Below are 24720 nucleotides of genomic sequence, written 5' to 3'. Positions count from 1 at the left end.
ACGGCGTCACCCGGAGTGCGCGCGGCGGCGGGTCGCGAGAAGTGCTGCCCCGCCGAGGAGCACGAGAAGGATCGCCCCGGCGATCGGCCAACCTGATTCGACTCCTGTGGAGGCCAACGAGGTGTCAGGCGCCGGAGGCGCGGGCGTGGCGGCCGGCGGGGTCGGCGGAGTGGACGGCGTCGGCGGCACGAGGGCGACCGGGTTGTCGAGGGTCACGTCGACGGTCGTTCGATCGCCGATCACGAGGGTCGCCGTACTCTCATCCGACATGACGCCGTCGCCCGAGAATCGGGGCATGCCGTAGACCACTCCGCTGATCGCCTCGGGAGCCGCCTCGGTCAGGGTCACGACGGTGCCGGTCGGCAGGCCGCCGACCCCGAGCGGCGTGCCGGGCGAGAGGGCGAGTGAACCCGTGACGGGGGCGCCGTCTCGCAGGTACGAGTAGGTCACCGTGTAGACGGTGCCGTCGGGCACGACGGAGGCCCCATCGCCCGAGAGCGTCTTTGCCACGGCGAATCCGCCGACATTGCCGGTGCCGCCGCCCTCACCGCCTGCCGTCACGAACTCGACCGGCCACGTGGTGAACGCCTCGCCGGAGGCTGTGATGGTGTTGCCGAAGAGATCGCCCTCGCGCGCGTCCGCGGGCAGCGTCGTGCGGTACTGCAGCACGTACACGCGATCCTCCGAGGTCACGGGCTCATTGAAGGTCAACTCGAAGGAGTGGGTGGCGGGCGAGTCGACGAGCGTGAACGTCTCGGGGCCGGTGCCGGCGACGACCTCGTGGTACTCCCACGACGCCCACTTCGATGCGGGGACCCAGCCGGCGGTGAGGCCCGAGGGGTCGAAGCCCATGCGGGCGTCGTAGACGTCCTCGAGCACGACGGGGGAGTCGCCCGCGAGCACGTCCGACGGAACGACGACCTGCCACGTGATCGAGGTGCCGTCGTCGTTCAGCCAGCCCCACTTCTGCGGCGAGGTCGGCGCGGTGCCGGGCTCGCCGCCCTCGACGATTCCCCCGCCCGGGATCGGGACTCGGATCTCGATGCCGTTGGCGGTGGTGAAGACGTACGAGTCGTCGTCGGTCGCCGCCGTGGACTGCGCGAAGAAGTGGAGCGTCCCGCGCACGTCGTGATGCGTCTCGACATAGTCGCCGAGGGTGCACAGGATGCTCGACTCGGTGACGACGCAGTCGCCGACCGTCGCGCCAGAGGCATCGCGGAGCACGAAGGTCGCCGAGTAGGCGTGCACGGGGCTCGGGAAGTCGAGGCGGAAGGTGTCGCCTTCGACCGCGCCGGCGGGCGCGGCCCAGGTCGCATCGACGGTGTACCGCTGCCCGACCCCGATCGGGCCGTTCGGGGCATCGGTATTGATCGAGACGCTCGTGATGGCGTCGAGTTCGTCCGCGTGCGCAGCGGTCGGCATGGCGACGAGCATCGCGACCGAGGCGAGCGCAGTGGCGACGGATGCCGCGATCGCACGGAAACCTCTGGGCGGGCGGGTGGTGGTGTGCGCATTCGGGTGCACGGTGGATCAGCTCCTTCGGGTGGAAAGCGGAGGGGCTGTGGGTGCAGCCCTCCACCCGAAGAGACGGTCGTGGCAGGGAACGATGACGCGCGGCGAGCGATCCTCACGGGACTCTCAGGAACGGCACCGCGTCGAACGCACCGCGAGCGTTCGGGCGCGCCGAACGGCCGCTCCGTCGATCATCCGGTGCGGTCGCCGGTGCAGAGGTGCCTCGCGGTCAGTCGTCGAGCACGAAGGTCACCTCGAGGGTGACCGACCAGCCGGTGACCCGGCCGTCGCTCACTTCGACCTTCTGCTCCTTGACCCAGGCCCCGGTGACATTGCGCAGGGTCTCGGACGCCCGTGCGACCCCTGAGGCGACGGCGTCGTCGAAGCCCGTCTCGGAACGGACGGTGATGGTGGTGACACGTGCGACGGATGCCATTGCATTCCCCCTCGAATGATGTGCGTGCGTACGAGACCCATCTTGCGCCTCGGGCGAGCGGAAAGCGAGGGTCTCGCGGGGCCGCACGGGCCCGCCCGCGGCGCCCTCCCGTCGACGCGGCGGCGAACGGCAGTCGACCAGTCGATGAATCCTCGGTTCGCGGGGCGGTTTCCGGCTGGTGTCCGCCCGAGCACCCCTCACGCTGGAGTCGTGAAGGTCGTCCTCCTCGCAGAATCGTTCCTCCCGCACATGAACGGCGTGACGCACTCGCTGCTGCAGGCGCTGCGCCACCTCGAGCGCCGGGGGCACGAGGCCCTCGTCATCGCCCCGCGCTCGGGGCCGATCGATCACACGCTCTATGGAGCCCGAGCCGTGCTGCTGCCGTCGGTGCCGCTGCCGAGCTACCCCGACGTGCGCGTGACGCTCGCGGGTGCGCACCGCCTCGCCGAGGTGATGCGCGCCCACGAGGCCGAGGTCGTGCACCTCGCCTCGCCGTTCGTGCTCGGCTGGCGCGGCGTGCTCGCCGCCGAGTCGCTCGGCATCCCGAGCATCGCGGTCTACCAGACCGACATCCCCTCGTATGCCGAGCGCTACGGGGTACCGGGCGCAGCGCCGGCGCTCACCCGGCACCTCGGGCGCCTGCACCGGCGCGCGACCCTGACGCTCGCGCCCTCGTCGTCGGCGGTCGAACGGCTGGAGTCGCTCGGCGTCGACCGCCTCCGGCTCTGGCGTCGCGGCGTCGACACCGAACGGTTCTCGCCCGGCCGACGCGACGAGGCTTGGCGCCGCGAGATGGCGCCGGGCGGTGAGGTGCTCGTCGGCTACGTCGGCCGCCTCGCGCCCGAGAAGCAGGTCGAGGACCTCCGCGCGGTGGCGGAACTGCCGGGCGTGCGGCTCGTCGTCATCGGCGAGGGGCCGTCGCGGGTGCAGCTCGAACGCCTACTGCCCGAGGCGCGATTCACCGGGTTCCTCGGCGGCGACGAACTCGCGCGGGCGATGGCGAGCCTCGATGTCTTCGTGCACCCCGGAGAGAGCGAGACGTTCTGCCAGACCGTGCAGGAGGCGATGGCGAGCGGCGTGCCGGTCGTGGCGACCGGGCGCGGCGGCCCGCTCGACCTCGTGCAGAACAGCGCGAACGGATGGCTCTACCGCCCGGGCGACCTGGGCGAACTGCGTGATCGCGTGCGCGACCTCACCGGCGACGACGCCAAGCGCCGGGCGTTCGGCGAACGCGCACGCGCCTCCGTCGCCGGCCGCGGGTGGGATCGCCTCGGCGACGAGCTCATCGGCCACTACGAGGCGGCGATGGGGCGGGCGGAGGTCGCGGCGCCGGATGCCGCGCCGTCGCCGTTCGCTCGAGACGCAGGCCCCGCGGCATCCGCACCGCCCGCGGCGGCCCCGCGTCGCTGGCGTCGCTACGTGGCCGTCGGGGACTCGCTGACCGAGGGCCTCTGCGACACCTCGCGCGTGCCCGCAGGGGAGTACCGCGGCTGGGCCGACCGCCTGGCGATGCTCATCGCCGCAACGAGCTCGGCGGTCGAACCGGTCGCCTACGCGAATCTCGCCGTGCGCAGCCGCAAGGTGCGCGACGCGATCGACGTGCAACTGCCGGAGGCTGCCGAGCTCGGCGCCGACCTCGTCTCGGTGCTCATCGGGGCAAACGACCTCGTGGGCCGCCGAGTCGATCCGGAGGCGCTCGCTCGCGACCTCGGCGCGGCCGTCTCGCGGCTGCGCTCGACCGGGTGCGACGTGCTGCTCGTGACGCCGTTCCTGCCGCGCCGGCCGGTGACGCGGTTCTACCGCCGTCGCTTCCGGGCCTACAACGCGCGGCTGCGCGAACTCGCCGATGCCAGCGGGTCGATGCTCCTCGACGTCGACGCCCACCCCGAACTCGTCGACGACGAGCGGTGGGCTGAGGATCGCGTGCACCTCAACGCCGCCGGGCATCGCGGCATCGCGTACGCCGCGGCGCGCGTGCTCGGCATGCGGGACGCGACCGCGCTCGGCGAACTCGAGCATGCCGTGCACGACCAGGAGGAGGAGTTCGCCCGCACCGCGGTCGGCGACGCCGAATGGCTCCTCCAGCACGCGGTGCCGTGGGTCAGGCGGCGGCTCGCCGGTCGCGCAGCAGGCGACGGCCGGGTGCCGAAGCGCGCGCAACTGCAGCCCGTCATCGTGCCGGCGACGGATCGAATCCCACGGACACCGCCGGTCGCCGCGCAGCAGGTCGTGCGGGGGCAGTGACGCCGGATCAGCCGCTCTTGCGGCGGAACTCGCGCTTGTGGTCGGCCGGACCCTGCGTGTGCTGTGCAGCGCCGCCACCATCGAGGTGGGCTTCGCCAGAGCGCTTCTTCGCCGCGTTGTTCTTGCGATCGAGGGCTTCGCGGAACTTGCGCTTCGCCTCGTCGGACGGGCCCTGGTTGGTCTGCTCGTCGGAACTCATGCGTTCGAGTCTGGCACGGATGCCTCGTGCCCGCGCACGCCGGGACGGCGCCGAGCGGGCCCGCGCCACGCGACATCCGCTGTTCACCGGCCGAAAACGGTCGCTCTGCTAGCATTGGGGGAGGTTGCCCGTGCTTTTCGCGCGGGCGATCGGTTGGAGCAGGCCGGCAGGAAGCTGGTCCCCTGTGGTGGATTACCGATCGTTGATCGAGTGCGACGAAGTCGTGCATCGAGATCCGAGCGGTGGACTTCTACTGGTGGCCAGCGTGAACGCGTCGACCGACGCGATTCGTATTGCCTGTTCCTGCTCCTCTGGATGAGTCGCGCCCACACGGGGTGCGACGGTAAACAAAGGAGACGACCTCTTGGAAGGTCCTGAAATCACGTTCGCCGAAACGGTCATCGACAATGGCAAGTTCGGCACCCGCACCATCCGCTTCGAGACCGGACGTCTCGCCCAGCAGTCGCAGGGCTCCGCCGTCGCCTACATCGACGAAGAGACCATGCTGCTCTCGGCGACCTCGGTCTCCAAGCAGCCGAAGGAGCACTTCGACTTCTTCCCGCTCACGATCGACGTCGAAGAGCGCATGTACGCAGCCGGCCGCATCCCGGGCTCGTTCTTCCGTCGCGAGGGCCGCCCCTCGACCGAGGCGATCCTCACCTGCCGCCTGATCGACCGCCCCCTGCGCCCCTCGTTCGTCGAGGGCCTCCGCAACGAGGTGCAGGTCGTCGTCACCGTGCTCGCGATCGAGCCCGACGAGTTCTACGACGTGCTCGCCATCAACGCCGCGTCGCTCTCGACGCAGCTCTCCGGCCTCCCGTTCTCGGGCCCGGTCGGCGGCGTCCGTGTCGCCCTCATCGACGGCCAGTGGGTCGCGTTCCCGAAGTACTCGCAGATCGAAGAGGCCGTGTTCAGCATGGTCGTCGCCGGTCGCGTGGTCACCGAGGCCGACGGCTCGCAGGACGTCGCGATCATGATGATCGAGGCCGAGGCGACCGACAACGCCTGGAACCTCATCCAGGCCGGTGGCGTCAAGCCCGACGAGGCCGTCATCGCGCAGGGCATCGAGGCCTCGAAGCCCTTCATCAAGCAGCTCGTCGAGGCGCAGCAGTCGGTCGCGAAGACCGCCGCGAAGCCCACCGCCGACTACCCGACGTTCCCGCCGTACCAGGCCGAGGTCAAGGCAGCGGTCGAGGCATTCGCGAGCGCCGACCTCAAGGACGTCTACAAGATCGCCGGCAAGGTCGAGCGCCAGGACGCCGACGACGCGCTCAAGTCGCGCGTCAAGGAGCACGTCGCGGCCAAGGTCGAAGCGGGCGAACTGCCCGAGTCGGCCAACGCCGAGGTCTCCGCGGCCTACAAGTCGGTCACGAAGCACGTCATGCGGACGCGCGTCCTCGAAGAGGGCGTGCGCATCGACGGCCGCGGGCTCGCCGACATCCGCCCGCTCGACGCAGAGGTGCAGGTCGTTCCCCGCGTTCACGGCTCGGCCATCTTCCAGCGCGGTGAGACCCAGATCCTCGGCGTCACGACGCTGAACATGCTGAAGCTCGAGCAGTCGATCGACTCGCTCAGCCCGGTCACCAAGAAGCGCTACATGCACAACTACAACTTCCCGCCCTACTCGACCGGTGAGACCGGTCGCGTCGGGTCGCCGAAGCGTCGCGAGATCGGGCACGGCGCACTCGCCGAGCGCGCACTCGTGCCCGTGCTGCCGACGCGCGAGGAGTTCCCCTACGCGATCCGCCAGGTGTCCGAGGCGCTCGGCTCCAACGGCTCGACGTCGATGGGCTCCGTCTGCGCCTCGACCCTCGCGCTCCTGAACGCGGGCGTGCCGCTGCGCGCACCCGTCGCCGGCATCGCGATGGGCCTCATCTCCGACACCGTGAACGGTGAGACCCGCTACGCGGCGCTCACCGACATCCTCGGCGCCGAAGACGCCCTCGGCGACATGGACTTCAAGGTCGCCGGCACGTCGGAGTTCGTCACCGCGATCCAGCTCGACACGAAGCTCGACGGCATCCCCGCCTCGGTGCTCGCCGGCGCGCTGACGCAGGCGAAGGACGCCCGCACGACGATCCTCGCCGTGCTGAACGCCGCCATCGACGGCCCCGACGAGATGGCCCCGACCGCGCCCCGCGTGATCTCGGTGCAGATCCCCGTCGACAAGATCGGCGAGCTGATCGGCCCGAAGGGCAAGACGATCAACGCGATCCAGGACGAGACCGGCGCCGACATCTCCATCGAGGAGGACGGCACCGTCTACATCGGCGCGACCGACGGCCCCTCGGCCGAGGCCGCCCGCGCCCAGGTCAACGCGATCGCGAACCCGACGAACCCCGAGGTCGGCGAGCAGTTCCTCGGAACCGTCGTCAAGATCGCCGCGTTCGGTGCGTTCGTCTCGCTGCTCCCGGGCAAGGACGGCCTGCTGCACATCAGCGAGGTGCGCAAGCTCGCCGGTGGCAAGCGCGTCGAGAACGTCGAAGACGTGCTCGGCGTCGGCCAGAAGATCCTCGTCGAGATCACGAAGATCGACGACCGCGGCAAGCTGTCGCTCGCCCCCGTGCTGGCTGAAGAGGCCGACACCGAGGGTCGCGAGACCGCCGGCACGCACGCCGAGGAGCCCGCAGAGGGCGCCGACGCGTAGGTCGCAGTCAACCAGCGGATGCCCCGCCCGATTCGTTCGGGCGGGGCATCCGTCGTTTCGGCTGACGCGAGGTGCGAGTCGATGCTCGACTCACATGGGCAGGAAGCCGGCGCTGCGGTGCAGAGCGTCGCGCTCGGCGAGCGCTGCTGCTGCGGTGGCCCGTGCATCGATGCGGCGTTGCTGCCGGTCGCGATCGTTGCGCCGGGCCTCGCGCTGCAGGCCCCAGCTCGCGAGCCCGAGTCCGCTGCGCACCGCCCAGCCGGAGAGGAGTCCGGAATCGGGGGAGAGGAGAGTGGTCATCGTTCCTCCTTCGGAGAGGTGTCGTCCTTCGAGGTGTCGTTCGTGGCGCCGCCGGTCGGTTCCCCGCGCACGAGCGGGAACGCGTTGACGTGGATCTGCACCGGGCGGGACCCGGCCGATGGGGTGCGCTTGTAGGCGTCGATGTAGCGCTTCAGCACGGCGTCGATGTCGGTGACGAGCTGATGCAGCTGCTCGGGCGTGAGCCGCACGTTGATGGTGTCGGAGGTCGCGATGTCGAGCCACGTGTCGTCGAACACGTGCTCGCCCTCGCTGAGGAACTCGCGGAAGTTCTGTTCGCGCTTGCGGAACCACTCGTCTTCGACGAGCTTGACCGCGAGACGGTCGGCGCTGCCCGGCGGCAGCGACCGGGCATCGGGAATCGCGATCGACCCCGGCGTGCGCTCCCACCAGCGCTCGCGGCCCTTGCCTCGCGTGGTGTCTTCGCGCACGAGCCCGGCGCCTTCGAGCTGCCGCAGGTGGTAGCTCGTCGAGCCGCTCGATTCGCCGAGTCGTTCGCCGAGCCCGCTCGCGGTGAGCGGGCCGTACGCCGAGAGCTCGTCGTAGATGCGAACGCGAAGCGGATGCGCGAGCGACTTGAGGCTCGCCGACGGCAGCACGTGATCGATGCCGGGGTGGCGGCTGCTGCTCGGCTGGGCCGTGATGTCGTCGGGGTTCGTAGTAGCCATGTTGCAAAGATACCGCTGCAAAAGACTCTTTGCAAGGTTTTGTTTGCAACGAGTTCTCTGCAACTCTTCGGTGCCCGCGGAACCGCTCGCCGGTGGGGGATCGAAGCGGGCTCAGCCGGGCGCCGACCGAGTGAGTCGGGCGAGGGTCGCATCGGCGAGTCGCTCGGCGCTGCCCGGCGCGAGACCGAGGTAGAGCATCGGCTCGATGAGCTCCAACTCCAGCACGGCGAGCCGCCCGTCGAGCCGCACGACGTCGACGCGTGCGTACAGCAGGTCGAACGGGAGGCGCGCGAGCATCGACTGCACCTCCGCGAGGTCCGACCGGTCGACGGTGGCTCGCTCCACGGTGCCGCCGTAGATGCCGTGCGCCCGGAAGTCGCCGGTGGCCGGACGCTTTCGCAGCACGTGGCTCGACTCGTCGCCGAGGAAGACGAACGACAGCTCGCCCTCGTCGAGGATCGCCGGTGCGAAGGGCTGCACCATGACCTCGGTCTCGGGCGGGATGGCGTCGAGTGCCTCCCGGAGGGTTGCGGCGTCGGCGCGCACGACGCCCGACCCGCCCACGCCGACCGCGGGCTTCAGTACGAGTTCGTGCCAGCCTGCCTCGGCGACCGCTTCGTGGAGCCGCGCTCCAGCGGCCGGCGTTCCGCGCACGAGCGGCACGATGGGCACGCCGAAGCGGTCGAGGTCGTCGAGGTAATGCTTGTCGGCGTTCCAGCGCACCGCCTCCGCGGAATTGAGGAGTGCGGCACTCGACCGCTCGATGGCCGCGATCACCTCGAGGAACTGCGGCAGTCGATCGACGTAGTCCCAGGTGCTCCGGATCACGACGGCGTCATACGCGTTCCAGTCGATCTCGGCGCTGCTCCACGCCACGGGCTCGGCGTCGACGCCGCGTTCGGCGAAGGCGTCGAGGAGTCGGCGGTCGTCGTCGAACAGCGACTCCACGTCGGGGATCTCCCAGGTCACGAAGCCGGGGAGCCGTTCGCAGCGGAGCACGGCGATGCGGATCGGCCTCGTACGCGACGTCGGGCCTCTGCCGGTCATGGCGCCAGACTACGACACGGGCGCATCTCCGGCACGGGCGCGTTCGCTCGACGTCCGTACGGCGTCGCCGCTCAGAATCAGGCGGGTGCTGCCGTGCTGCCCCGCACCACGAGCGATGCGGCGACGGTGGTCGGCGTGGAGGGCGTCGAGTCGGGGTCGGCGATGACCTCGATCAGGTGATCGACGGCGAGCCGCCCGATCTCCTCGAAGGGTTGGGCCACCGTGGTGAGGGCGGGGCTGCAGTAGGCGGCGAGGGCGATGTCGTCGACGCCGATGACCGAGACGTCGTCGGGCACGCGTCGTCCGTGTTCGTGCAGGGCTCGGATGACCCCGAAGGCCATCTCATCGCTCGAGGCGAAGATCGCCGTCACCTCGGGCATGCGGGCGAGGAGGAGTCCGGCCTGGTAGCCGGACTCCGGCGACCAGTCGCCGCGCAGGATCGGGGGAGCCTCGCGACCGGCGGCCCCGAGGGCCGCGCGCCATCCGTCCTCGCGTTCGCCGGCCTCGACCCATTCGCCGGGCCCGGCGAGGTGCCAGACGGTCTCGTGGCCGAGCGAGAGCAGATGCTCGGTCGCGATGCGTCCGACGGCGGTCTGGTCGACGGCGACGACCTGGGTCGACGCCGACCTCGATCCGTCGATGGTGACCGTGGGGATGCGGCGGCTGATCTCCTCGGTGGCATCGCTGCCGACGAGCAGCGGCACGACGAGCACGATGCCTTCGACGGCCTGTTCGGCGAGGCGCGACATCGCCTCGGCGATCGCCTCGGGGGAGAGGGAGGTCGTGGTGGCCATGCTCACGGCGTAGCCGGCTGCGCGTGCGGCTCGCTCCATGCCGTAGCTGATGACGGCACTCGAGTAGTTGAGCGTCGGCATGCTCACGATGCCGATCGTCCGGCTGCGGCCGGACGAGAGCATGCTCGCGGCGGCGTTGCGTCGGTAGCCGAGTCGGGCGACCGCCTCCTCGACCTTCGCGCGGGTGCGGGCGGTGACGTTCGGGTGATTGCTGAGCGCCCGCGAGACAGTCTGCTTCGAGACGCCCGCGAGCGCGGCGACGTCGGCCATGTCGGGTGCCCGACCGGCGGAGGATCTCGGTGTGCTGCTCATGGTCGCTCCATCGGGGCGTCAATGCGGCATGGGCCCTCCATCCGCGGTGATGTTACCGATCATACCCGTCGGACACGATTCAGTGGGGGATGTCGCGGCTTTCCGTATGGCACTTGGGATTCCTGCTGTTGAGATCGGTAACAATCTGTGTAATGCTGTCCGACGACGGCCCCTCGGCCAGCACCTCTGCATTCACATTCAAGGGAGATTCAGTGAAGAAGACAGCACTTCGCTCGGCCGGTCTGGCCGGAGCGGTCGCGGTGGGCCTCGCACTCACGGCCTGCTCGAGCGGTGGCGGCGCGACGGCCGACGGACCCGTCGAGATCGACTTCTGGGGTTGGGCTCCGGGCTACGCCGACGCCGTCTCCGCCTACAACGCCTCGCAGGACGACGTGAAGGTCAACTACGAAGAGGTGGCCCCCGGCGCCAAGGGCGGCTACGAGAAGATGCTCAATGCCGTGACCGCGGGCAACGCGCCCTGCCTCGGCCAGGTCGGCTACGAGACGCTCACGAGCTTCGCCGCGCAGGGTGCGCTCGAAGACGTGTCCGATGTCGCCGCCGACGACGAGGGCGACTTCAGCGCCGCCACCTGGGCTGCGATGAGCGTCGGCGACGCCGTCTACGGCGTGCCGGTCGATCAGGGTCCCATGGCCCTCTTCTACAACACCGAGGTCTTCGACTCGCTCGGTCTCGCCGTGCCCACCACGTGGGACGAGTACAAGGCCGCGGCGCAGCAGATCCATGCGGCAGACCCGTCGAAGTACATCTCGGCCACCTACCTCAACTACGACTACGCCGGGTTCGACTGGCAGGCGCAGGCGCCCTGGTTCGCCGTCGAGGGCGACTCGTGGAAGGTGTCGATCGACTCGCCCGAAGGCGAACAGGTCTCCTCGTACTGGCAGGGCATGGTCGACGAGGGCCTGCTGAGCCCCGCGCCCATGTGGGACCAGTCCTGGTACACCGGGCTCGGCGACGGCAGCATCGCCACGCACGTCGGTGCCGTCTGGATCGCCGGCATCCTCAAGGGCAGCGCTCCCGACGGCGCCGGCAAGTGGGCCGTGGCGCCGATGCCGCAGTGGAACGCCGGCGACGAGGTCACCGGCAACGTCGGCGGCTCCGGCACGGCCGTGCTGAAGGGCTGCGACAACCCCGAGGCCGCGTGGGACTTCGCGCACTTCATGAGCACCGACGCCGACACGTTCTCGGCACTCGTCGAGTCGGCCGGCTTCTACCCGGCGGCGACCGAACTGCTCTCGCTCCCCGTGCTCAGCGAGGGTGACGACTACTTCGGCGGGCAGAACATCTACGAGGTGTTCACCGAGTCCTCGGAGCACGTCGCCGGAGGCTGGGTCTGGGGGCCGAACATGCCCGAGACGGTCGGGTTCCTCGACGACGGGCTGAGCGCTGCATGGGCCGGCACCGGCACGATCGCCGACGCGCTCACGACCACGCAGGAGAAGACGGTCGACGCGCTCGAGGCGCAGGGCCTCTTGGTCTCCGAGTAGCACCGGTTCCACGCGGCCAGCGCCGCGAACCAACGGATGGCGGGCCGGACCACCGGCCCGCCATCCGTTCCGAAGACGCACGCACGACAAGGAGCGACATGACCTCGGTCACCACGAACGGAGCAAGCGCACGTGTGCGCAGGTGGCGCACGCCATGGCTGTTCCTCACCCCGTTCCTCGTGCTCTTCCTGGCGATGTACCTGGCTCCGATCGCGTTCGCCTTCATCCAGAGCCTCTTCACGCTGCAGCGAGACGGACTCGGTCTCACCGCGCCCACCCTCGCCTTCGATCCGTTCGCCAACTACGCCCGGGTCTTCACCGACGACGAGTTCCTCGCCTCGCTCGGCCGAGTGCTGCTCTTCGGCGTGGTGCAGGTGCCCGTCATGCTCGGACTCGCCCTCTTCATCGCCCTGCTCATCGACTCGAAGTCGGCCCGTGGCCGCGGATTCTTCCGTCTCGGCAGCTTCCTGCCGTTCGCGGTGCCGGGCGTCGTCGCCGCCGTGATGTGGTCGTTCCTCTACTCGCCGGTCACGAGTCCGATCAACGGGTTCCTCGAGGCGACGTTCGGGTTCAGCATCCCGTTCTTCAGCGATGCACTGGCCCTCTGGTCGGTGGCCAACGTCGTCACCTGGTGCTGGACCGGCTACAACATGCTGATCATCTACTCGGCGCTGCAGACCATCCCCGCCGAGACCCTCGAAGCGGCGAAGATCGACGGCGCCTCGTCGTGGCGCACCGCTTGGAGCATCAAGATCCCGATGGTCCGCCCGGCCCTCATTCTCACGACCGTGTTCTCGATCATCGGCTCCGCGCAACTCTTCAACGAGCCCACCGTGCTGAAGTCCATCTCGGGTGGAGCGATCACCTCGACGTACACGCCCCTCATGGCGGCGCAGGCCCAGGTGGCGGCGCAGAACTACCCGTACGCCGCGGCCGAGTCGGTCGTGCTCGCCGTGCTCGTCGGCGTCACCTCGTTCGTCTTCTTCAAGATCACCGGAAGGGGAGATCGTTGACCCCGACCCTCGCCTCTGCCGCGCGGCCTCGCGGCCGGCGCGACACCACGCTCGCGAGCCGCACCGGCGTCATGGCCGTGCTGCTCCTCGCGGCGTTCTACTTCCTCATGCCGATCTGGTGGCTCGTCGTCGCCGCCACGAAGCCCGCCGGGCACCAGTTCAGCGGCAGCGGCCTCTGGTTCGACGGATTCGGCCTCGTCGAGAACATCGCCCTCGTCTTCGACGTGAACGACGGCATCTTCGGCACGTGGATGCTGAACAGCATCTTCTACTCGGGCACCGCCGCCGTCATCGGCACCGTCATCTCGGCGATGGCCGGCTACGCGATCGCGAAGTACGCCTTCCGCGGCCGCGGCGTCGTGTTCGGCGTCATCCTCGCCGCAGTGCTGATCCCGAAGGTCATGTTCACGCTGCCGCTCTTCCTCATGTTCAACCAGATCGGGCTGCTGAACACGCCGCTCGCGATGCTGCTGCCCTCGATCGTGAGCCCCTTCGGCGTCTATCTCGCGAGCGTGTTCGCCGCGCAGTCGGTGCCCGACGAACTGATCGAGGCAGGCCGGCTCGACGGAGCAGGGGAGTTCCGCATCTTCCGCTCGGTCTCGATGCGCATCATGACCCCGGCGCTCGTCACGATCTTCCTGTTCCAGTTCGTCGAGGTCTGGAACAACTACCTGCTGCCCGCGATGGTGCTGAACGACAGCTCCCTGCAGCCGGTCGTCGTCGGTCTCGTCGGCTGGTCGGCCTCCAACGGCAACGTGCCCGCGGGCACCGTCGTCGTCGGCGCCTTCCTCTCGATCATCCCGCTCGTCATCGCCTTCCTCTCCCTGCAGCGCTTCTGGCGCGCGGGCCTCACCGCCGGAGCCATCAAGTGACCCGCCCCGCTCCATCCGATACGAACAGCGCGACCGCGAACAGTGCGACTGCGACCACGTCGATCGCCGGGCCATCCGCGCCGATCCTCACGTTCCGCGACGGCGAGCTGTTCCGCGACGGTGCCCCGCACCGCGTGCTGAGCGGGTCGATCCACTACTTCCGGGTGCACCCCGACCTCTGGCGCGACCGGCTCGAGCGCCTCGCCGCGCTCGGCCTCAACACGGTCGACACCTACATCGCGTGGAACTTCCATCAGCGGAGCCCCGGCCCGGCCGACTTCAGCGGATGGCGCGACCTCGAGCGCTTCATCGCACTGGCCGGGGAGCTCGGCTTCGACGTGATCGTGCGACCGGGCCCGTACATCTGCGCCGAGTGGGACAACGGCGGCCTGCCGTCGTGGCTGACTGGTGTACCTGGCCTCCGGCCTCGCTCGAGCGACGACCGCTACATGACCGCGGTCGAGGAGTGGTTCGACGAGCTCATCCCGCGCCTCGCCGCGCTGCAGGCGAGCCGCGGCGGCCCCGTCGTGGCTGTGCAGCTCGAGAACGAGTTCGGCAGCTACGGTGACGATGCCGGCTACCTCCTCCGGCTCCGCGACGCGCTCGTGGACCGAGGGGTTACCGAACTGCTCTACACGGCCGATGGGCCGACCGAGCTCATGCTCGACGGCGGCACGCTGCCTGACGTGCTGGCGACCGCGACCTTCGGCTCCCGCGCCCGCGAGGCGGCCGAACTGCTGCGGTCGCGCCGCGACGGCGAGCCGTTCCTCTGCGCCGAGTACTGGAACGGCTGGTTCGACCACTGGGGCGAGCGCCACCATGTGCGGGAGCCCGGCGGGTCGGTCGGCGTGATCGACGAGATCCTCGCGGTCGGCGGTTCCGTCAGCATCTACATGGCGCACGGCGGCACGAACTTCGGCCTCTGGTCCGGGGCGAACCACGACGGCCGCGTGCTGCAGCCGACGGTCACGAGCTACGACTCGGATGCGCCGGTGAGCGAGCACGGCGCGATCACCGGGAAGGGTCGGATGCTGCGGCAGCGACTCGAGGCGTTCACGGGCGTCGTGCCTCCAGCGATCCCCGAGGCGCGAGCCGTGCTCGCGGCTCGGCGTCTGCCGACGGCGCCCGGCGCGGCGCTGCTGCCGGCGCTGCGGGCGGTGGGCGGCCACGAGGCATCCGTGACCGTCGCGCCCGCGAGCTTCGAGGAGCTCGGACTCGACGCCGGACTCGTGCTGTACGAGGCGACCCCGATCCTGCCGCGCGGCACGAGCACGCTCTCGATGCGCGGCCTGCACGACCGAGCCCAGGTCTGGGTCGACGGCCGGTTCGCCGGCGTCGTCGACACGGTGAGTGCCCAGAGCGGCCTCGAGGTAACGGGCAAGGGCGAGCGGGTGAGTCTCGAGATCCTCGTCGAGAACCAGGGCCGCATCAACTACGGGCCGCTGCTCGGCCAGGGCAAGGGCATCCTCGGCGTGGTGCAGATCGACCGGCGGATCGTGCACGGCTGGCGGAGCCGGCCGCTCCCGCTCGCCGAGTGGAGTGCAGCCGAACTCGAGGCTGCCGTCGCGGTGGCGGCGGGCGAGACGGCCGACGGTGTCGAGCAGGTCGAACCGGGTGACGCGGGGTTCGTCACCGCGATGTTCGAGGTCGAGACCGCAGCCGACACCTTCCTTGCGCTGCCCGGCTTCGCGAAGGGCTTCGTCTGGGTCAACGACTTCCTCCTCGGCAGGTACTGGGAGATCGGGCCGCAGGTCACGCTCTACGTGCCTGCGCCCGTGCTGCGGGCCGGGGTCAACATGGTCACCGTGCTCGAGCTCGAGCGCAGCGGCGACGAGCTCGAGCTGCGCGCGGCCCCAGAGCTCGGGCCCGAAGAGGAGTACATCGAGTCGTTCGACTGAGCGACCCGCGCGACGGCGCTGGGGTGCCGACGGCGCCGGGGTGCCTCAGCGCTCGAGCAACGGGGCGAGCCGGTAGGGGATGAGCTCGCCCATCGCGAGCGAGGTCTCGGTGCGCTCGACGCCGTCGATCGCGAGGATCTCGCCGTCGATGCGGAAGAGGTCGTGCGCGTCGCGGCAGACCACCCGCACGAGCAGGTCGATCGCCCCAGAGAGCCCGTGCGCCTGGATGACCTCGGGGATGCGCCCGATCTCGTCGACGACGTCGCCGAGCAGCTTCTGGCGCACGTGCACCGAGATGAACGCCTCGATCGGGTAGCCGAGCGGCGCCGGGTCCATGCTGCGCTCGAACGAGAGGAAGGCGCCGGATGCCTCGAGGCGCGCCATGCGCGCCTGCACGGTGTTGCGTGAGAGCCCGAGACGGTCGGCGAGCGCCACCACGGTCGCCCTCGGGTCGGGGGCGAGCGCCGTCAGCAGCGCCTTGTCGACAGCGTCGTAACCGGTCATAACGCCACACGATAGCAGTCGAACTCGTGATCGAACCGTGCAACATGCTCAAGGCAGCTCTGGTTGGTTGAGCTGTGTGCGAGATCGACGTACGCTCTGGGTATCCGGCAGTGCCGCCGGGCGCGGGCAGCCCACGAAGCGAGCCCGCCGACAGCGAGGATCGACGATGACCCCATCAGACCGAGACGCCACCGGCCTCTTGACGAGGCCCGACGACTTCGTGCAGCTCGTGACCCCCACGGGCGAACGCCACGCGAACGCGGAGTTCGACCCGTGGATCGCCGACATCGATCTCGGAGCCCTCGGCCGTCTCTACCGCGACATGGCGATCGTGCGGCGCATCGACTCCGAGGCCACGGCCCTGCAGCGTCAGGGCGAGCTCGGGCTCTGGCCGCCGCTGGCCGGGCAGGAGGCCGCGCAGATCGGCGCCGGCCGCGCGCTCCGCGACGACGACTTCATCTTCTCCAGCTACCGGGAGCACGCGCTCGCCTGGGTGCGCGGGGTCGAGCCGGCCGAGCTGCTCTCGGTCTGGCGGGGCACCGCGGCATCGGGCTGGAACCCGTTCGAGCACGGCATGGCCGTGCCGCAGATCATCATCGGCGCCCAGGCCCTGCACGCCACCGGCTACGCCATGGGCGCGGCCTGGGAGGGCTCGGACGCCGCGGCCATCTCGTTCTTCGGCGACGGCGCCACGAGCGAGGGCGACGTCAACGAGGCGCTCGTCTTCGCGGCGAGCTTCGACGCCCCGGTCGTCTTCTTCTGCCAGAACAACCAGTGGGCGATCTCCGAGCCCGTCGGCCTGCAGTCGAAGCAGCACCTCGCCCGCCGCGCCGACGGCTTCGGCATGCCCGGCGTGCGGGTCGACGGCAACGACGTGCTCGCGGTGCTCGCGGCCACCCGCATCGCCCTCGATCGCGCCCGACGCGGCGAAGGCCCGACGTTCATCGAGGCGGTCACGTATCGCATGGGCCCGCACACGACGGCCGACGACCCCAAGCGCTATCGCACCGACGACGAGCTCGCCGAGTGGCGCGAGCGCGACCCGCTCGCACGGGTGCTCGCGCTGCTCGAGGCATCCGGTGTCGACGTCGCCGGCCTCGAGCGCGAGGTGGCGGCCGACGCCGATCGCGCGGCGGCCGAGCTGCGCGCCGCGATCACGACGATCGCCGACCCCGCGCCGCTGACGGTCTTCGACCACGTCTACGCCGAGCCCAACAGCCACCTGGAGCGGCAGCGCGAGCACTACACGCGCTACCTCGCGATGTTCGAGGACGCATCGACGGAGCACAGCACGGATGCCGCGGCATCCGAGACCGCCGAAGGAGGCGCACGATGACCACGCTCACTCTCGCGAAGGCCCTCAACGCCGGACTCCGACGCGCGCTCGCCGACGACGACAAGGTCGTGCTCATGGGCGAGGACATCGGCACGCTCGGCGGCGTGTTCCGCGTCACCGACGGGCTGAAGGCCGAGTTCGGGGCGAAGCGGGTCGTCGACACACCGTTGTCGGAGGCCGGCATCGTCGGCACCGCCGTCGGGCTCGCGTACCGCGGCTTCCGTCCCGTCATCGAGATCCAGTTCGACGGCTTCATCTACCCGGGGTTCGACCAGATCGTCGCGCAGGTCGCCAAGCTGCACTACCGCTCTCGCGGGAACGTCCGCATGCCGATCACGATCCGCGTGCCGTTCGGCGGCGGCATCGGCGCGGCCGAGCACCACTCCGAGTCGCCCGAGGCGTACTTCGCGCACACGGCCGGCCTGCGGGTCGTGGCGTGCTCGAACCCGGCCGACGCGTACCTGATGGTGCGACAGGCGATCGCGAGCGACGACCCGGTGCTGTTCTTCGAGCCGAAGCGGCGCTACCACGTGAAGGGCGAGGTCGACGAGACGGCCAGCCTCGCCGACGCCCGGCCGATGGGCGTCGCGACGACCGTGACGACCGGCAGCGACGTGACCCTCGTGACGTACGGAGCGCTCGTGCAGACCGCGCGCGACGTCGCGACCGCGGCCGCCGAAGACGGGGTGTCGATCGAGGTGATCGACCTGCGCTCGCTCGCACCCGTCGACTACGCGACCGTCGAGGCGTCCGTGCGACGCACCGGCCGGCTCGTGATCACCCACGAGGCGGGCCAGCAGGGCGGGGTGGGCGCCGAGCTCGCCGCCTCGATCACCGAGCGGTGCTTCGAGTTCCTCGAGGCCGCACCCGTGCGCGTCACCGGGCACGACATCCCGTACCCGCCCGCGAAGCTCGAACGGCACCACCTGCCCGACCTCGACCGCATCCTCGACGGGGTCGACCGGGTGCTCGGCCGGCCGAACTCGCTGAGCGGGGTGGAGGCGTGAGCATGATCCGCGACTTCCCGCTGCCCGACCTCGGCGAGGGCCTCACCGAGTCCGAGCTCGTCGCCTGGCGCGTCTCCGTCGGCGATCGCGTCGAGCTGAACCAGATCATCGCCGACGTCGAGACCGCGAAGGCCGTCGTCGAGCTGCCGTCGCCGTATGCGGGCGTCATCACGGCGCTGCATGCGGCCGAGGGGGAGACGATCGACGTCGGCGCCCCGCTCTTCTCCTGCGACACCGGCGAACCGGATGCCTCGAGCCCGGCCGCGGGCGCCGCGTCGCCCTCCTCCCAGCCCGCCCCGGCGGCGCCGGCCTCGTCGAGTGCCGGCGCAGACGTCGTGGCCGAGGCCGCACCCGGGCCGAACCTCGTCGGCTACGGCGCCGCGGCCGAGACCGGCCCGAAGCGACGCGCACGCCGCTCGGCGCTCGTCGCCGACCTCGTGCCCGCGGTGCCCGAATCGCCGGCCGACGCGACCGCCGCCGAGGCCGCTCAGGGGCCCGCCGCGGCAACGGCGCGCACCGAACGTCCGCGGTCGACGCCGCCCGTGCGCAAGCTCGCCCGCGATCTCGGGCTCGACCTCGAGGCGATCGACGGCAGCGGCGAGCGCGGCCTGATCACCCGCGACGATGTCGAGCGCGCGGCATCCGCTCTCGCGATGCCGGTGCCCGACGACGTGTCGTCGCTGATCGCCGGAGCGCCGGTCGCGGCCGGCGCAGCGCCCGCCGAGACGCGGATCCCGATCAAGGGGGTGCGCAAGCACACCGCCGCGGCGATGGTGCGGAGCGCGTTCACCGCGCCGCACGTGACCGAGTTCCTGACCGTCGACGTGACGGCCACGATGGAGCTGCTCCGCGGGTTGCGCGACGATCGCGCGTTCGCGGGCCGCAAGGTGACGCCGCTCACGGTCGTCGCCAAGGCTGTGTGCATCGCCGCCCGTCGCACGCCCGAGGTCAACTCGCGGTGGGACGAGGAGGCGCAGGAGATCGTGCGGTTCGGCGGCGTGAACCTCGGCATCGCGGCCGCGACCGAGCGCGGTCTCGTCGTGCCCAACGTGAAGGGCGCCGAGCGGATGACCCTGATCGAACTGGCCGACGCGATCGCCGCGCTCGCCGAGACCGCGCGTGCCGGGCGCACGAGTCCGGCCGATCTCTCGGGAGGCACGATCTCGATCACGAACATCGGGGTCTTCGGCATCGACGCGGGTACGCCGATCCTGAACCCCGGGGAGGCGGCGATCCTCGCGATGGGCGCGGTGCGCCGTCAGCCCTGGGAGCACCGCGGCGAGATCGCCCTGCGCGAGATCATGACGCTGTCGTTGTCGTTCGACCACCGTCTGGTCGACGGCGCACAGGGGTCGAGGTTCCTCGCCGACGTCGGCGCGATCCTTCGCGAGCCGGGTGTCGCGCTGACCATGGCGTGAACGCCGCCGCGGCGAGAGGATGTGCGTATGGACGCTCGCACCATCCTCTCGCCGTCGGAGATCGCCGATGACCTCGCCGGTACCGCCTTCGCCCACGTCGACGACCACCTCGTGGGCGTCTTCCGCACGGCCGACTTCGCGACCGCGGTCCGGCTGCTCGACGCCGTCGCAGTCGTCGCCGACGAGCTGAACCACCACCCCGACGTGCGGCTCGGCTGGGGCCGCGTCGAGTTCGAGCTCACCTCGCACGACGTCGGCGGGGTGACCTCGCGAGACGTCGCCCTCGCCGGGCGCATCGGCGAGATCTCCGCCGAGCAGGGCGCCCGACCCGGGGCCTGACGACCCGGCCGCTGCTCGGGTATCGGCGATCGCGCTCCCCGGCACCCCAGAAACGGACACTCCACTTCGATTAGGCTTCTCCGCGAACAGGGAGGGGCCCGAGTGAAGCTGAAGCTCACCGTGCGGCAGTCGGATGCGCCGGAGCGCGACCTGCTCGTCACCATGGACGCGCTCGCGACGATCGGCGACCTCGCCCGGTTCCTCCGCGCGAGCGACCCGAACCGCGTGGGTGACGGGCATCGGGCCGATGCGCCTGCCGACGAGCCGACGCTCCGGGTCACCGCGCCGGGCGCCAGCACCTCGCAACTGGTCAACCCGCTCGCGACGGTGCACGAGTCGCCCCTGCGCTCGGGCTGCACCGTCGACGTCGCCGAGCAGTTCGACCCCGATGCCACCGGCCTCCCGCCGCTCGTCGACGTCGAGGTCGTCTCCGGTCCCGATCGAGGGCGGCGATTCTCCCTCGCGGCCGGGGTGAACTACGTGGGTCGAAGCGCCGCCGCGCAGGTGCGGCTCACCGACGAGGGCATCTCCCGCAGCCACGCGACGATCACCGTCGGCGACTCCGTCGTGATCGCCGACCTCAACTCGGCGAACGGCGTCGAAGTCGACGGTCGCCACGTCGACCGGGCGCAGCTCGGCACCCGATCGCTCGTGCGGCTCGGCGGCACCGAGCTGCAGCTGCGCCCGGCGGGTCATCGCCGAGTGCTCGGCGTGACGTCGCCCGTCGAGGCATCCGCTCGTGTGGACTTCGTGCGCTCGCCGCGGGTCGAACCCGTCTATGCCGGCCGTGAGCTCACCGCACCCGAGCTGCCCACGGCAGCCGAGAAGCCGCGTTTCCCGATGCTCGCGGTGCTCGCGCCGGTGGTGCTCGGCGCGGTGCTGTTCGCCATCCTCCAGACCCCGATCACGCTCCTCTTCATCGCCCTCTCGCCGATCATCATGCTCGGTACCTGGATCGACGGGGTGGTGCAGGCGCGTCGACGACGTCGCGACGAAGCGGCCAGGTTCGAGTCCGGTCTCGAGACCCTCGGGCAGGAGCTCGACGAGGAGACGCGCATCGAGCGCCGGGCACGGCTGGCGGAGTCGCCGTCGGGCGTGGCCATCGCCGGCGACATCCGCGAGCGCGGGCCGCTGCTGTGGACGCGCAAGGCGGAGCACGTCACCTTCCTCGACGTGCGCTTCGGCACCGGCGCGCTCCCGAGTCGCAGCACCGTCGCGCCGCCGACGCGCACCCATGCAGCCGCCGACGAGTGGAACCGGGTCATGCAGGTCATCGACCGGCATCGCACCATCGAGGGCGTGCCCGTCGTCGAGAACCTCGATCGGGCAGGCGCGATCGGCGTCGCCGGCGACAGCCCGTTCGCTCTCGGTGCCGCGCGAGCGCTCATCCTGCAGCTCGCGGCACTGCACTCGCCCGCCGACATCGTGCTCACGGCGATCGGCGGTCCGGCATCGGCGCAGGAGTGGGCATGGCTGAAGTGGCTGCCGCACGTCGACTCGCCGCACAGTCCGCTGCGTGGAGCGCTCGCCGACGAGTTCGCATCGGCGGCGTCGCTGCTCGCCGAACTCGAGGAGCTCGTCGGGCGCAGGCGAGCAGCGGGTTCCGGGCGCGGTGAGCGCGTGCGCTCGAGACTCACGGATGCGGCCGCCACGAGCCGCGCCGACGACGCCGTGGATCGCGAACCGGCGACCCCGGCCGTCGTCGTGCTCGTGCTCGGCGATGCGCCGGCCGACACCGGACGGCTCGTCGCGCTCGGCGAGGACGGTGCCGACTACGGCGTGCACCTGATCTGGCTCGCTCGCGACGCCAGAGCCCTGCCGGTGGTGTGCCGCACCTTCCTCGACGTCGACGACACCGGCCGCACGACCGTCGGATTCGTACGTCAGGGCCGCAGCGTCGAACTCGCGGCGACCGAGGCGTTCAGCGCCCGCGAGGCGGGGGAGTTCGCGCGGCTCCTCGCGCCCCTCGAAGACGTCGGCGCCCCCGTGCTCGACGAGTCCGACCTGCCGCGATCGGTGGCGTTCCTCGACCTCTTCGACGAGGCTGTCGCCGACGACGCCGACGCCGTGCTCGTGCGCTGGGCGAAGAACGACAGCCTCAGGGCGGCGTGGACGCCCGGGGAGCGGCGCGAGCCCGGAGGCATCCGCGCCCTCGTCGGCCAGGGCCCCACCGACCCGTTCTACCTCGATCTGCGCCGCCACGGCCCTCACGCGCTCGTCGGCGGCACGACCGGCTCGGGCAAGTCGGAGTTCCTGCAGACCTGGATCCTCGGCATCGCCACGGAGTACTCGCCCGACCGGGTCACCTTCCTGCTCGTCGACTACAAGGGCGGCGCCGCCTTCGCCGAGTGCGTCGACCTGCCGCACACCGTCGGACTCGTCACCGACCTCAACGCCCACCTCGTGCGCCGCGCGCTCACCTCCCTTCGCGCCGAGCTGAAGCATCGCGAGCAGCTGCTGAACGCCAAGGGCGCCAAAGACCTCGAGACGCTCGAGTCGCGTTCCGATCCGGATGCCCCGCCGGCCCTCGTGATCGTCATCGACGAGTTCGCCGCGCTCGCCGCCGAGGTGCCGGAGTTCGTCGACGGCGTCATCGACGTCGCCCAGCGCGGCCGCTCGCTCGGCCTGCACCTCGTGATGGCGACGCAGCGGCCCGCCGGCGTGATCAAGGACAGCCTCCGCGCCAACACGAACCTGCGCGTCGCCCTCCGGGTCGCCGACGAGGCCGACAGCCTCGACGTGCTCGGCACCGACCGTGCCGCCCACTTCGACCCGGCGACGCCCGGACGCGCCGCGTCCAAGCTCGGCCCGGGACGCGTCCACGACTTCCAGACGGCCTTCCTCGGCGGGTGGACGAACGCGGATGCCTCGACCGCGAGCGACATCGAGGCCGCCGAGCTGGTGTTCGGTCGCGGGCAGCGGCTGACTCCCGGGTCCCGTGCCCGCGCCGACGGCCCGCGGGTCGACGAGCCGCGGGACATCGAGCGGCTCGTGCGCACGATCGGGCGCACTGCGACGGCGAGCCGGCTCGCCGTCCCTCGGCGTCCGTGGCTCGACCAGTTGCTCCCGGTCATCGATCTCGCGAGCATCCCGGTCGCGCGCGACGGCACCGTCGCCGTCGGCCTGCTCGACGAGCCCGAGACGCAGCGACAGGTGCCGCTCGCACTCGATTTCGATCGCACCGGAAACCTCGCGGTGTTCGGCGCCAGCGGCTCGGGCAAGAGCGCGGCGCTGCGCACCGTCGCGATCGCGGCGTCGATGGGCGCCGCGCAGCACCCGGTCAGGGTCTACGGCCTCGACTTCGCAGGAGGCGCGCTCGCCAGCCTCGAGTCGCTGCCGACGGTGGGGTCGATCATCGACGGCGGCGACGTCGAGCGCGTGGCCCGACTCATCCGTCACCTCACCGAACTCGTCGACGTGCGTGCCGCGAAGTTCGCCCGTCATCGTGCCGCCTCGCTCGCCGAGTACCGCGCCCGCTCGGCCGACCTCGCCGAACCGCGGGTGATCGTGCTGCTCGACGGCATGAGCGCCTTCCGTGCGGAGCACGAGTTCGGTCAGGGCGGCCGGTTGTTCGACGCGTTCACGCGAATCCTCACGGCGGGCCGGCAGCTCGGCGTGCACGTGGTGGTCTCGGCCGACCGCATCGCCGCGTTCCCTTCGGCGCTGCTCGCCGCTGTGCAGCAGCGGTTGACGCTGCGGCTGGCATCGCCCGCCGACTACTCGATGGCGGGCGTGCCCGACGACGTGCTCGACGACGCCCCGCCCGGGCGGGGCCTGCTCGGCGGACACGAGGTGCAGCTCGGGGTGGTCGGCGGCTCGACCGAGCTCGGCTCCCAGGCCGCGGCGACGGAGCTGCTGGCCGCACGACTGCGGCAGGGCGGCGTGCGGCCGGTCGCCGAGATCGAGCGGCTTCCCGAGCGCATCGACCGTGCGCTGCTTCCGGCCACCGTCGACGGACGTCCGGCGGTGGGCATCAGCGACGAGACGCTCGGTCCGGTGGGGATCCCGCTCGACGGCCTGTTCGTCGTCACCGGGCCATTCGGCTCGGGGCGCACGACCGCGATGCGCACGATGCTCCAGGCCGTGCGCGAGACGCGGCCCGAACTCACCCCGTACCTCGTGGTCGCCCGGCGCTCGGCGCTCATCGATGCGACCGACTGGGCAGAGGCATCCGCCGACGCCGACGAAGCGGAATCGCTCGCGACCCGGCTCGCCGCGGCACTCGAACTGCCGCATGCCGAGCGTGATCGCGACCGACTCATCGTCATCGAGAACGTCGGCGACTTCGAGGGGCTCGGTGCCGAGGTCGCCGTCGCCCGACTGTTGAAGGCGGCCCGTCGCGCCGAGGTGGCGGTGCTCGTCGAAGCCGACACGGTCACGGCGGTCGCGGCATGGCAGATCCACTCCGAGCTCAAGACGGCACGCGCGGGCATCGTGCTGCAGCCCGAGGAGACCGACGGCATCGCGCTGTTCCGCGTGCAGTTCCCGCGCGTCACCCGCGCGGACTTCCCGGTCGGCCGCGGCATCCTCGTCGAGGCCGGTCGGGTCATGCGGGTGCAGCTCGCGCTGCCCGACGCGGACACCACGACGGAGCCGTCGACACGTCGTGGGCGACGCACCTCGAGCACGGCGTCGTGACACCCTGTGGAAA

General features: G+C 71.0%; 19 protein-coding genes. 11 read left to right on the top strand and 8 right to left on the bottom strand.

Going from position 1 to position 24720, the window contains the following annotated elements; translation table 11 throughout:
* Positions 1-6: 6 nt before the first annotated feature.
* Both JOE59_RS08625 and JOE59_RS08620 read right to left on the bottom strand, forming a co-directional pair.
* Complete coding sequence (locus JOE59_RS08625; protein WP_204459847.1) at positions 7-1524, bottom strand: Ig-like domain-containing protein; 1518 nt, start codon at positions 1522-1524, stop codon at positions 7-9.
* A 217-nt stretch (positions 1525-1741) separates the two neighbouring features.
* Positions 1742-1948, bottom strand: a complete 207-nt coding sequence (locus JOE59_RS08620) for a dodecin family protein (RefSeq protein WP_204459845.1) — start codon at positions 1946-1948, stop codon at positions 1742-1744.
* Between the two features lie 210 nt (positions 1949-2158).
* Here JOE59_RS08620 and JOE59_RS08615 point away from each other — a divergent pair, with 210 nt between their 5' ends.
* The gene (locus JOE59_RS08615; protein WP_204459843.1) at positions 2159-4192 is read left to right on the top strand and encodes a glycosyltransferase; all 2034 of its coding nucleotides are present in this window, start codon (positions 2159-2161) and stop codon (positions 4190-4192) included.
* Positions 4193-4199: 7 nt separating this feature from the next.
* On the opposite strand, the gene JOE59_RS08610 is transcribed toward JOE59_RS08615, so the two are convergent.
* Positions 4200-4391, bottom strand: coding sequence for a DUF5302 domain-containing protein (locus JOE59_RS08610; RefSeq protein ID WP_056658069.1), 192 nt, complete (start codon positions 4389-4391; stop codon positions 4200-4202).
* Between the two features lie 364 nt (positions 4392-4755).
* On the opposite strand from JOE59_RS08610, the gene JOE59_RS08605 reads away from it, so the two are divergent.
* Positions 4756-7038, top strand: a complete 2283-nt coding sequence (locus JOE59_RS08605) for a polyribonucleotide nucleotidyltransferase (RefSeq protein ID WP_204459841.1) — start codon at positions 4756-4758, stop codon at positions 7036-7038.
* Between the two features lie 90 nt (positions 7039-7128).
* On the opposite strand, the gene JOE59_RS08600 is transcribed toward JOE59_RS08605, so the two are convergent.
* The 4 genes from JOE59_RS08600 to JOE59_RS08585 form a co-directional block, all read right to left on the bottom strand.
* Positions 7129-7338, bottom strand: a complete 210-nt coding sequence (locus JOE59_RS08600) for a hypothetical protein (protein ID WP_204459839.1) — start codon at positions 7336-7338, stop codon at positions 7129-7131.
* The gene (locus tag JOE59_RS08595) at positions 7335-8024 is read right to left on the bottom strand and encodes an ArsR/SmtB family transcription factor (protein WP_204459837.1); all 690 of its coding nucleotides are present in this window, start codon (positions 8022-8024) and stop codon (positions 7335-7337) included. The genes JOE59_RS08600 and JOE59_RS08595 overlap by 4 nt, the downstream gene beginning before the upstream one ends.
* Before the next feature lie 111 nt (positions 8025-8135).
* The gene (locus JOE59_RS08590) at positions 8136-9071 is read right to left on the bottom strand and encodes an ATP-grasp domain-containing protein (protein WP_204459835.1); all 936 of its coding nucleotides are present in this window, start codon (positions 9069-9071) and stop codon (positions 8136-8138) included.
* A 77-nt stretch (positions 9072-9148) separates the two neighbouring features.
* Positions 9149-10177: a LacI family DNA-binding transcriptional regulator gene (locus JOE59_RS08585; protein WP_204459833.1), complete on the bottom strand. Its 1029-nt coding sequence runs from the start codon at positions 10175-10177 to the stop codon at positions 9149-9151.
* A gap of 212 nt (positions 10178-10389) precedes the next feature.
* Here JOE59_RS08585 and JOE59_RS08580 point away from each other — a divergent pair, with 212 nt between their 5' ends.
* The 4 genes from JOE59_RS08580 (at position 10390) to JOE59_RS08565 (ending at position 15465) form a co-directional block, all read left to right on the top strand.
* Positions 10390-11682, top strand: coding sequence for an ABC transporter substrate-binding protein (locus JOE59_RS08580; protein WP_204459830.1), 1293 nt, complete (start codon positions 10390-10392; stop codon positions 11680-11682).
* Positions 11683-11780: 98 nt separating this feature from the next.
* Positions 11781-12695: a carbohydrate ABC transporter permease gene (locus tag JOE59_RS08575; RefSeq protein ID WP_204459828.1), complete on the top strand. Its 915-nt coding sequence runs from the start codon at positions 11781-11783 to the stop codon at positions 12693-12695.
* Positions 12692-13567 carry a carbohydrate ABC transporter permease gene (locus JOE59_RS08570; protein ID WP_239560159.1) on the top strand — a complete coding sequence of 292 codons (876 nt, stop codon included), beginning with the start codon at positions 12692-12694 and terminating at the stop codon, positions 13565-13567. The genes JOE59_RS08575 and JOE59_RS08570 overlap by 4 nt, the downstream gene beginning before the upstream one ends.
* Positions 13564-15465: a glycoside hydrolase family 35 protein gene (locus JOE59_RS08565; RefSeq protein ID WP_307837009.1), complete on the top strand. Its 1902-nt coding sequence runs from the start codon at positions 13564-13566 to the stop codon at positions 15463-15465. Before JOE59_RS08570 ends, JOE59_RS08565 begins: the two co-directional genes overlap by 4 nt.
* Positions 15466-15510: 45 nt before the next feature.
* Here the strand turns inward: JOE59_RS08565 and JOE59_RS08560 are convergent, their stop codons facing one another.
* Entirely contained in the window at positions 15511-15969 is a 459-nt protein-coding gene (locus tag JOE59_RS08560; RefSeq protein WP_204459826.1) for an Lrp/AsnC family transcriptional regulator, read from the bottom strand.
* 166 nt (positions 15970-16135) lie between these two features.
* Between JOE59_RS08560 and pdhA the strand changes: the two genes are divergently transcribed.
* The 5 genes from pdhA to JOE59_RS08535 all read left to right on the top strand — a co-directional run bounded on the left by pdhA (position 16136) and on the right by JOE59_RS08535 (position 24707).
* Entirely contained in the window at positions 16136-17305 is a 1170-nt protein-coding gene (pdhA, locus tag JOE59_RS08555) for a pyruvate dehydrogenase (acetyl-transferring) E1 component subunit alpha (protein ID WP_204459825.1), read from the top strand.
* Positions 17302-18312, top strand: coding sequence for an alpha-ketoacid dehydrogenase subunit beta (locus JOE59_RS08550; protein WP_204459824.1), 1011 nt, complete (start codon positions 17302-17304; stop codon positions 18310-18312). Before pdhA ends, JOE59_RS08550 begins: the two co-directional genes overlap by 4 nt.
* A gap of 2 nt (positions 18313-18314) precedes the next feature.
* Positions 18315-19730, top strand: a complete 1416-nt coding sequence (locus JOE59_RS08545; protein ID WP_204459823.1) for a dihydrolipoamide acetyltransferase family protein — start codon at positions 18315-18317, stop codon at positions 19728-19730.
* A 27-nt stretch (positions 19731-19757) separates the two neighbouring features.
* Complete coding sequence (locus JOE59_RS08540; protein ID WP_204459822.1) at positions 19758-20069, top strand: 4a-hydroxytetrahydrobiopterin dehydratase; 312 nt, start codon at positions 19758-19760, stop codon at positions 20067-20069.
* A 102-nt stretch (positions 20070-20171) separates the two neighbouring features.
* Positions 20172-24707 carry a type VII secretion EssC family protein gene (locus JOE59_RS08535; RefSeq protein WP_204459821.1) on the top strand — a complete coding sequence of 1512 codons (4536 nt, stop codon included), beginning with the start codon at positions 20172-20174 and terminating at the stop codon, positions 24705-24707.
* Positions 24708-24720: the final 13 nt, after the last annotated feature.

The organism is Agromyces cerinus (assembly GCF_016907835.1).
GTDB lineage: Bacteria > Actinomycetota > Actinomycetes > Actinomycetales > Microbacteriaceae > Agromyces > Agromyces nitratus.
Note: the sequence above shows the minus strand (reverse complement) of the source record. Positions and strands in the feature narration are given on the sequence as shown.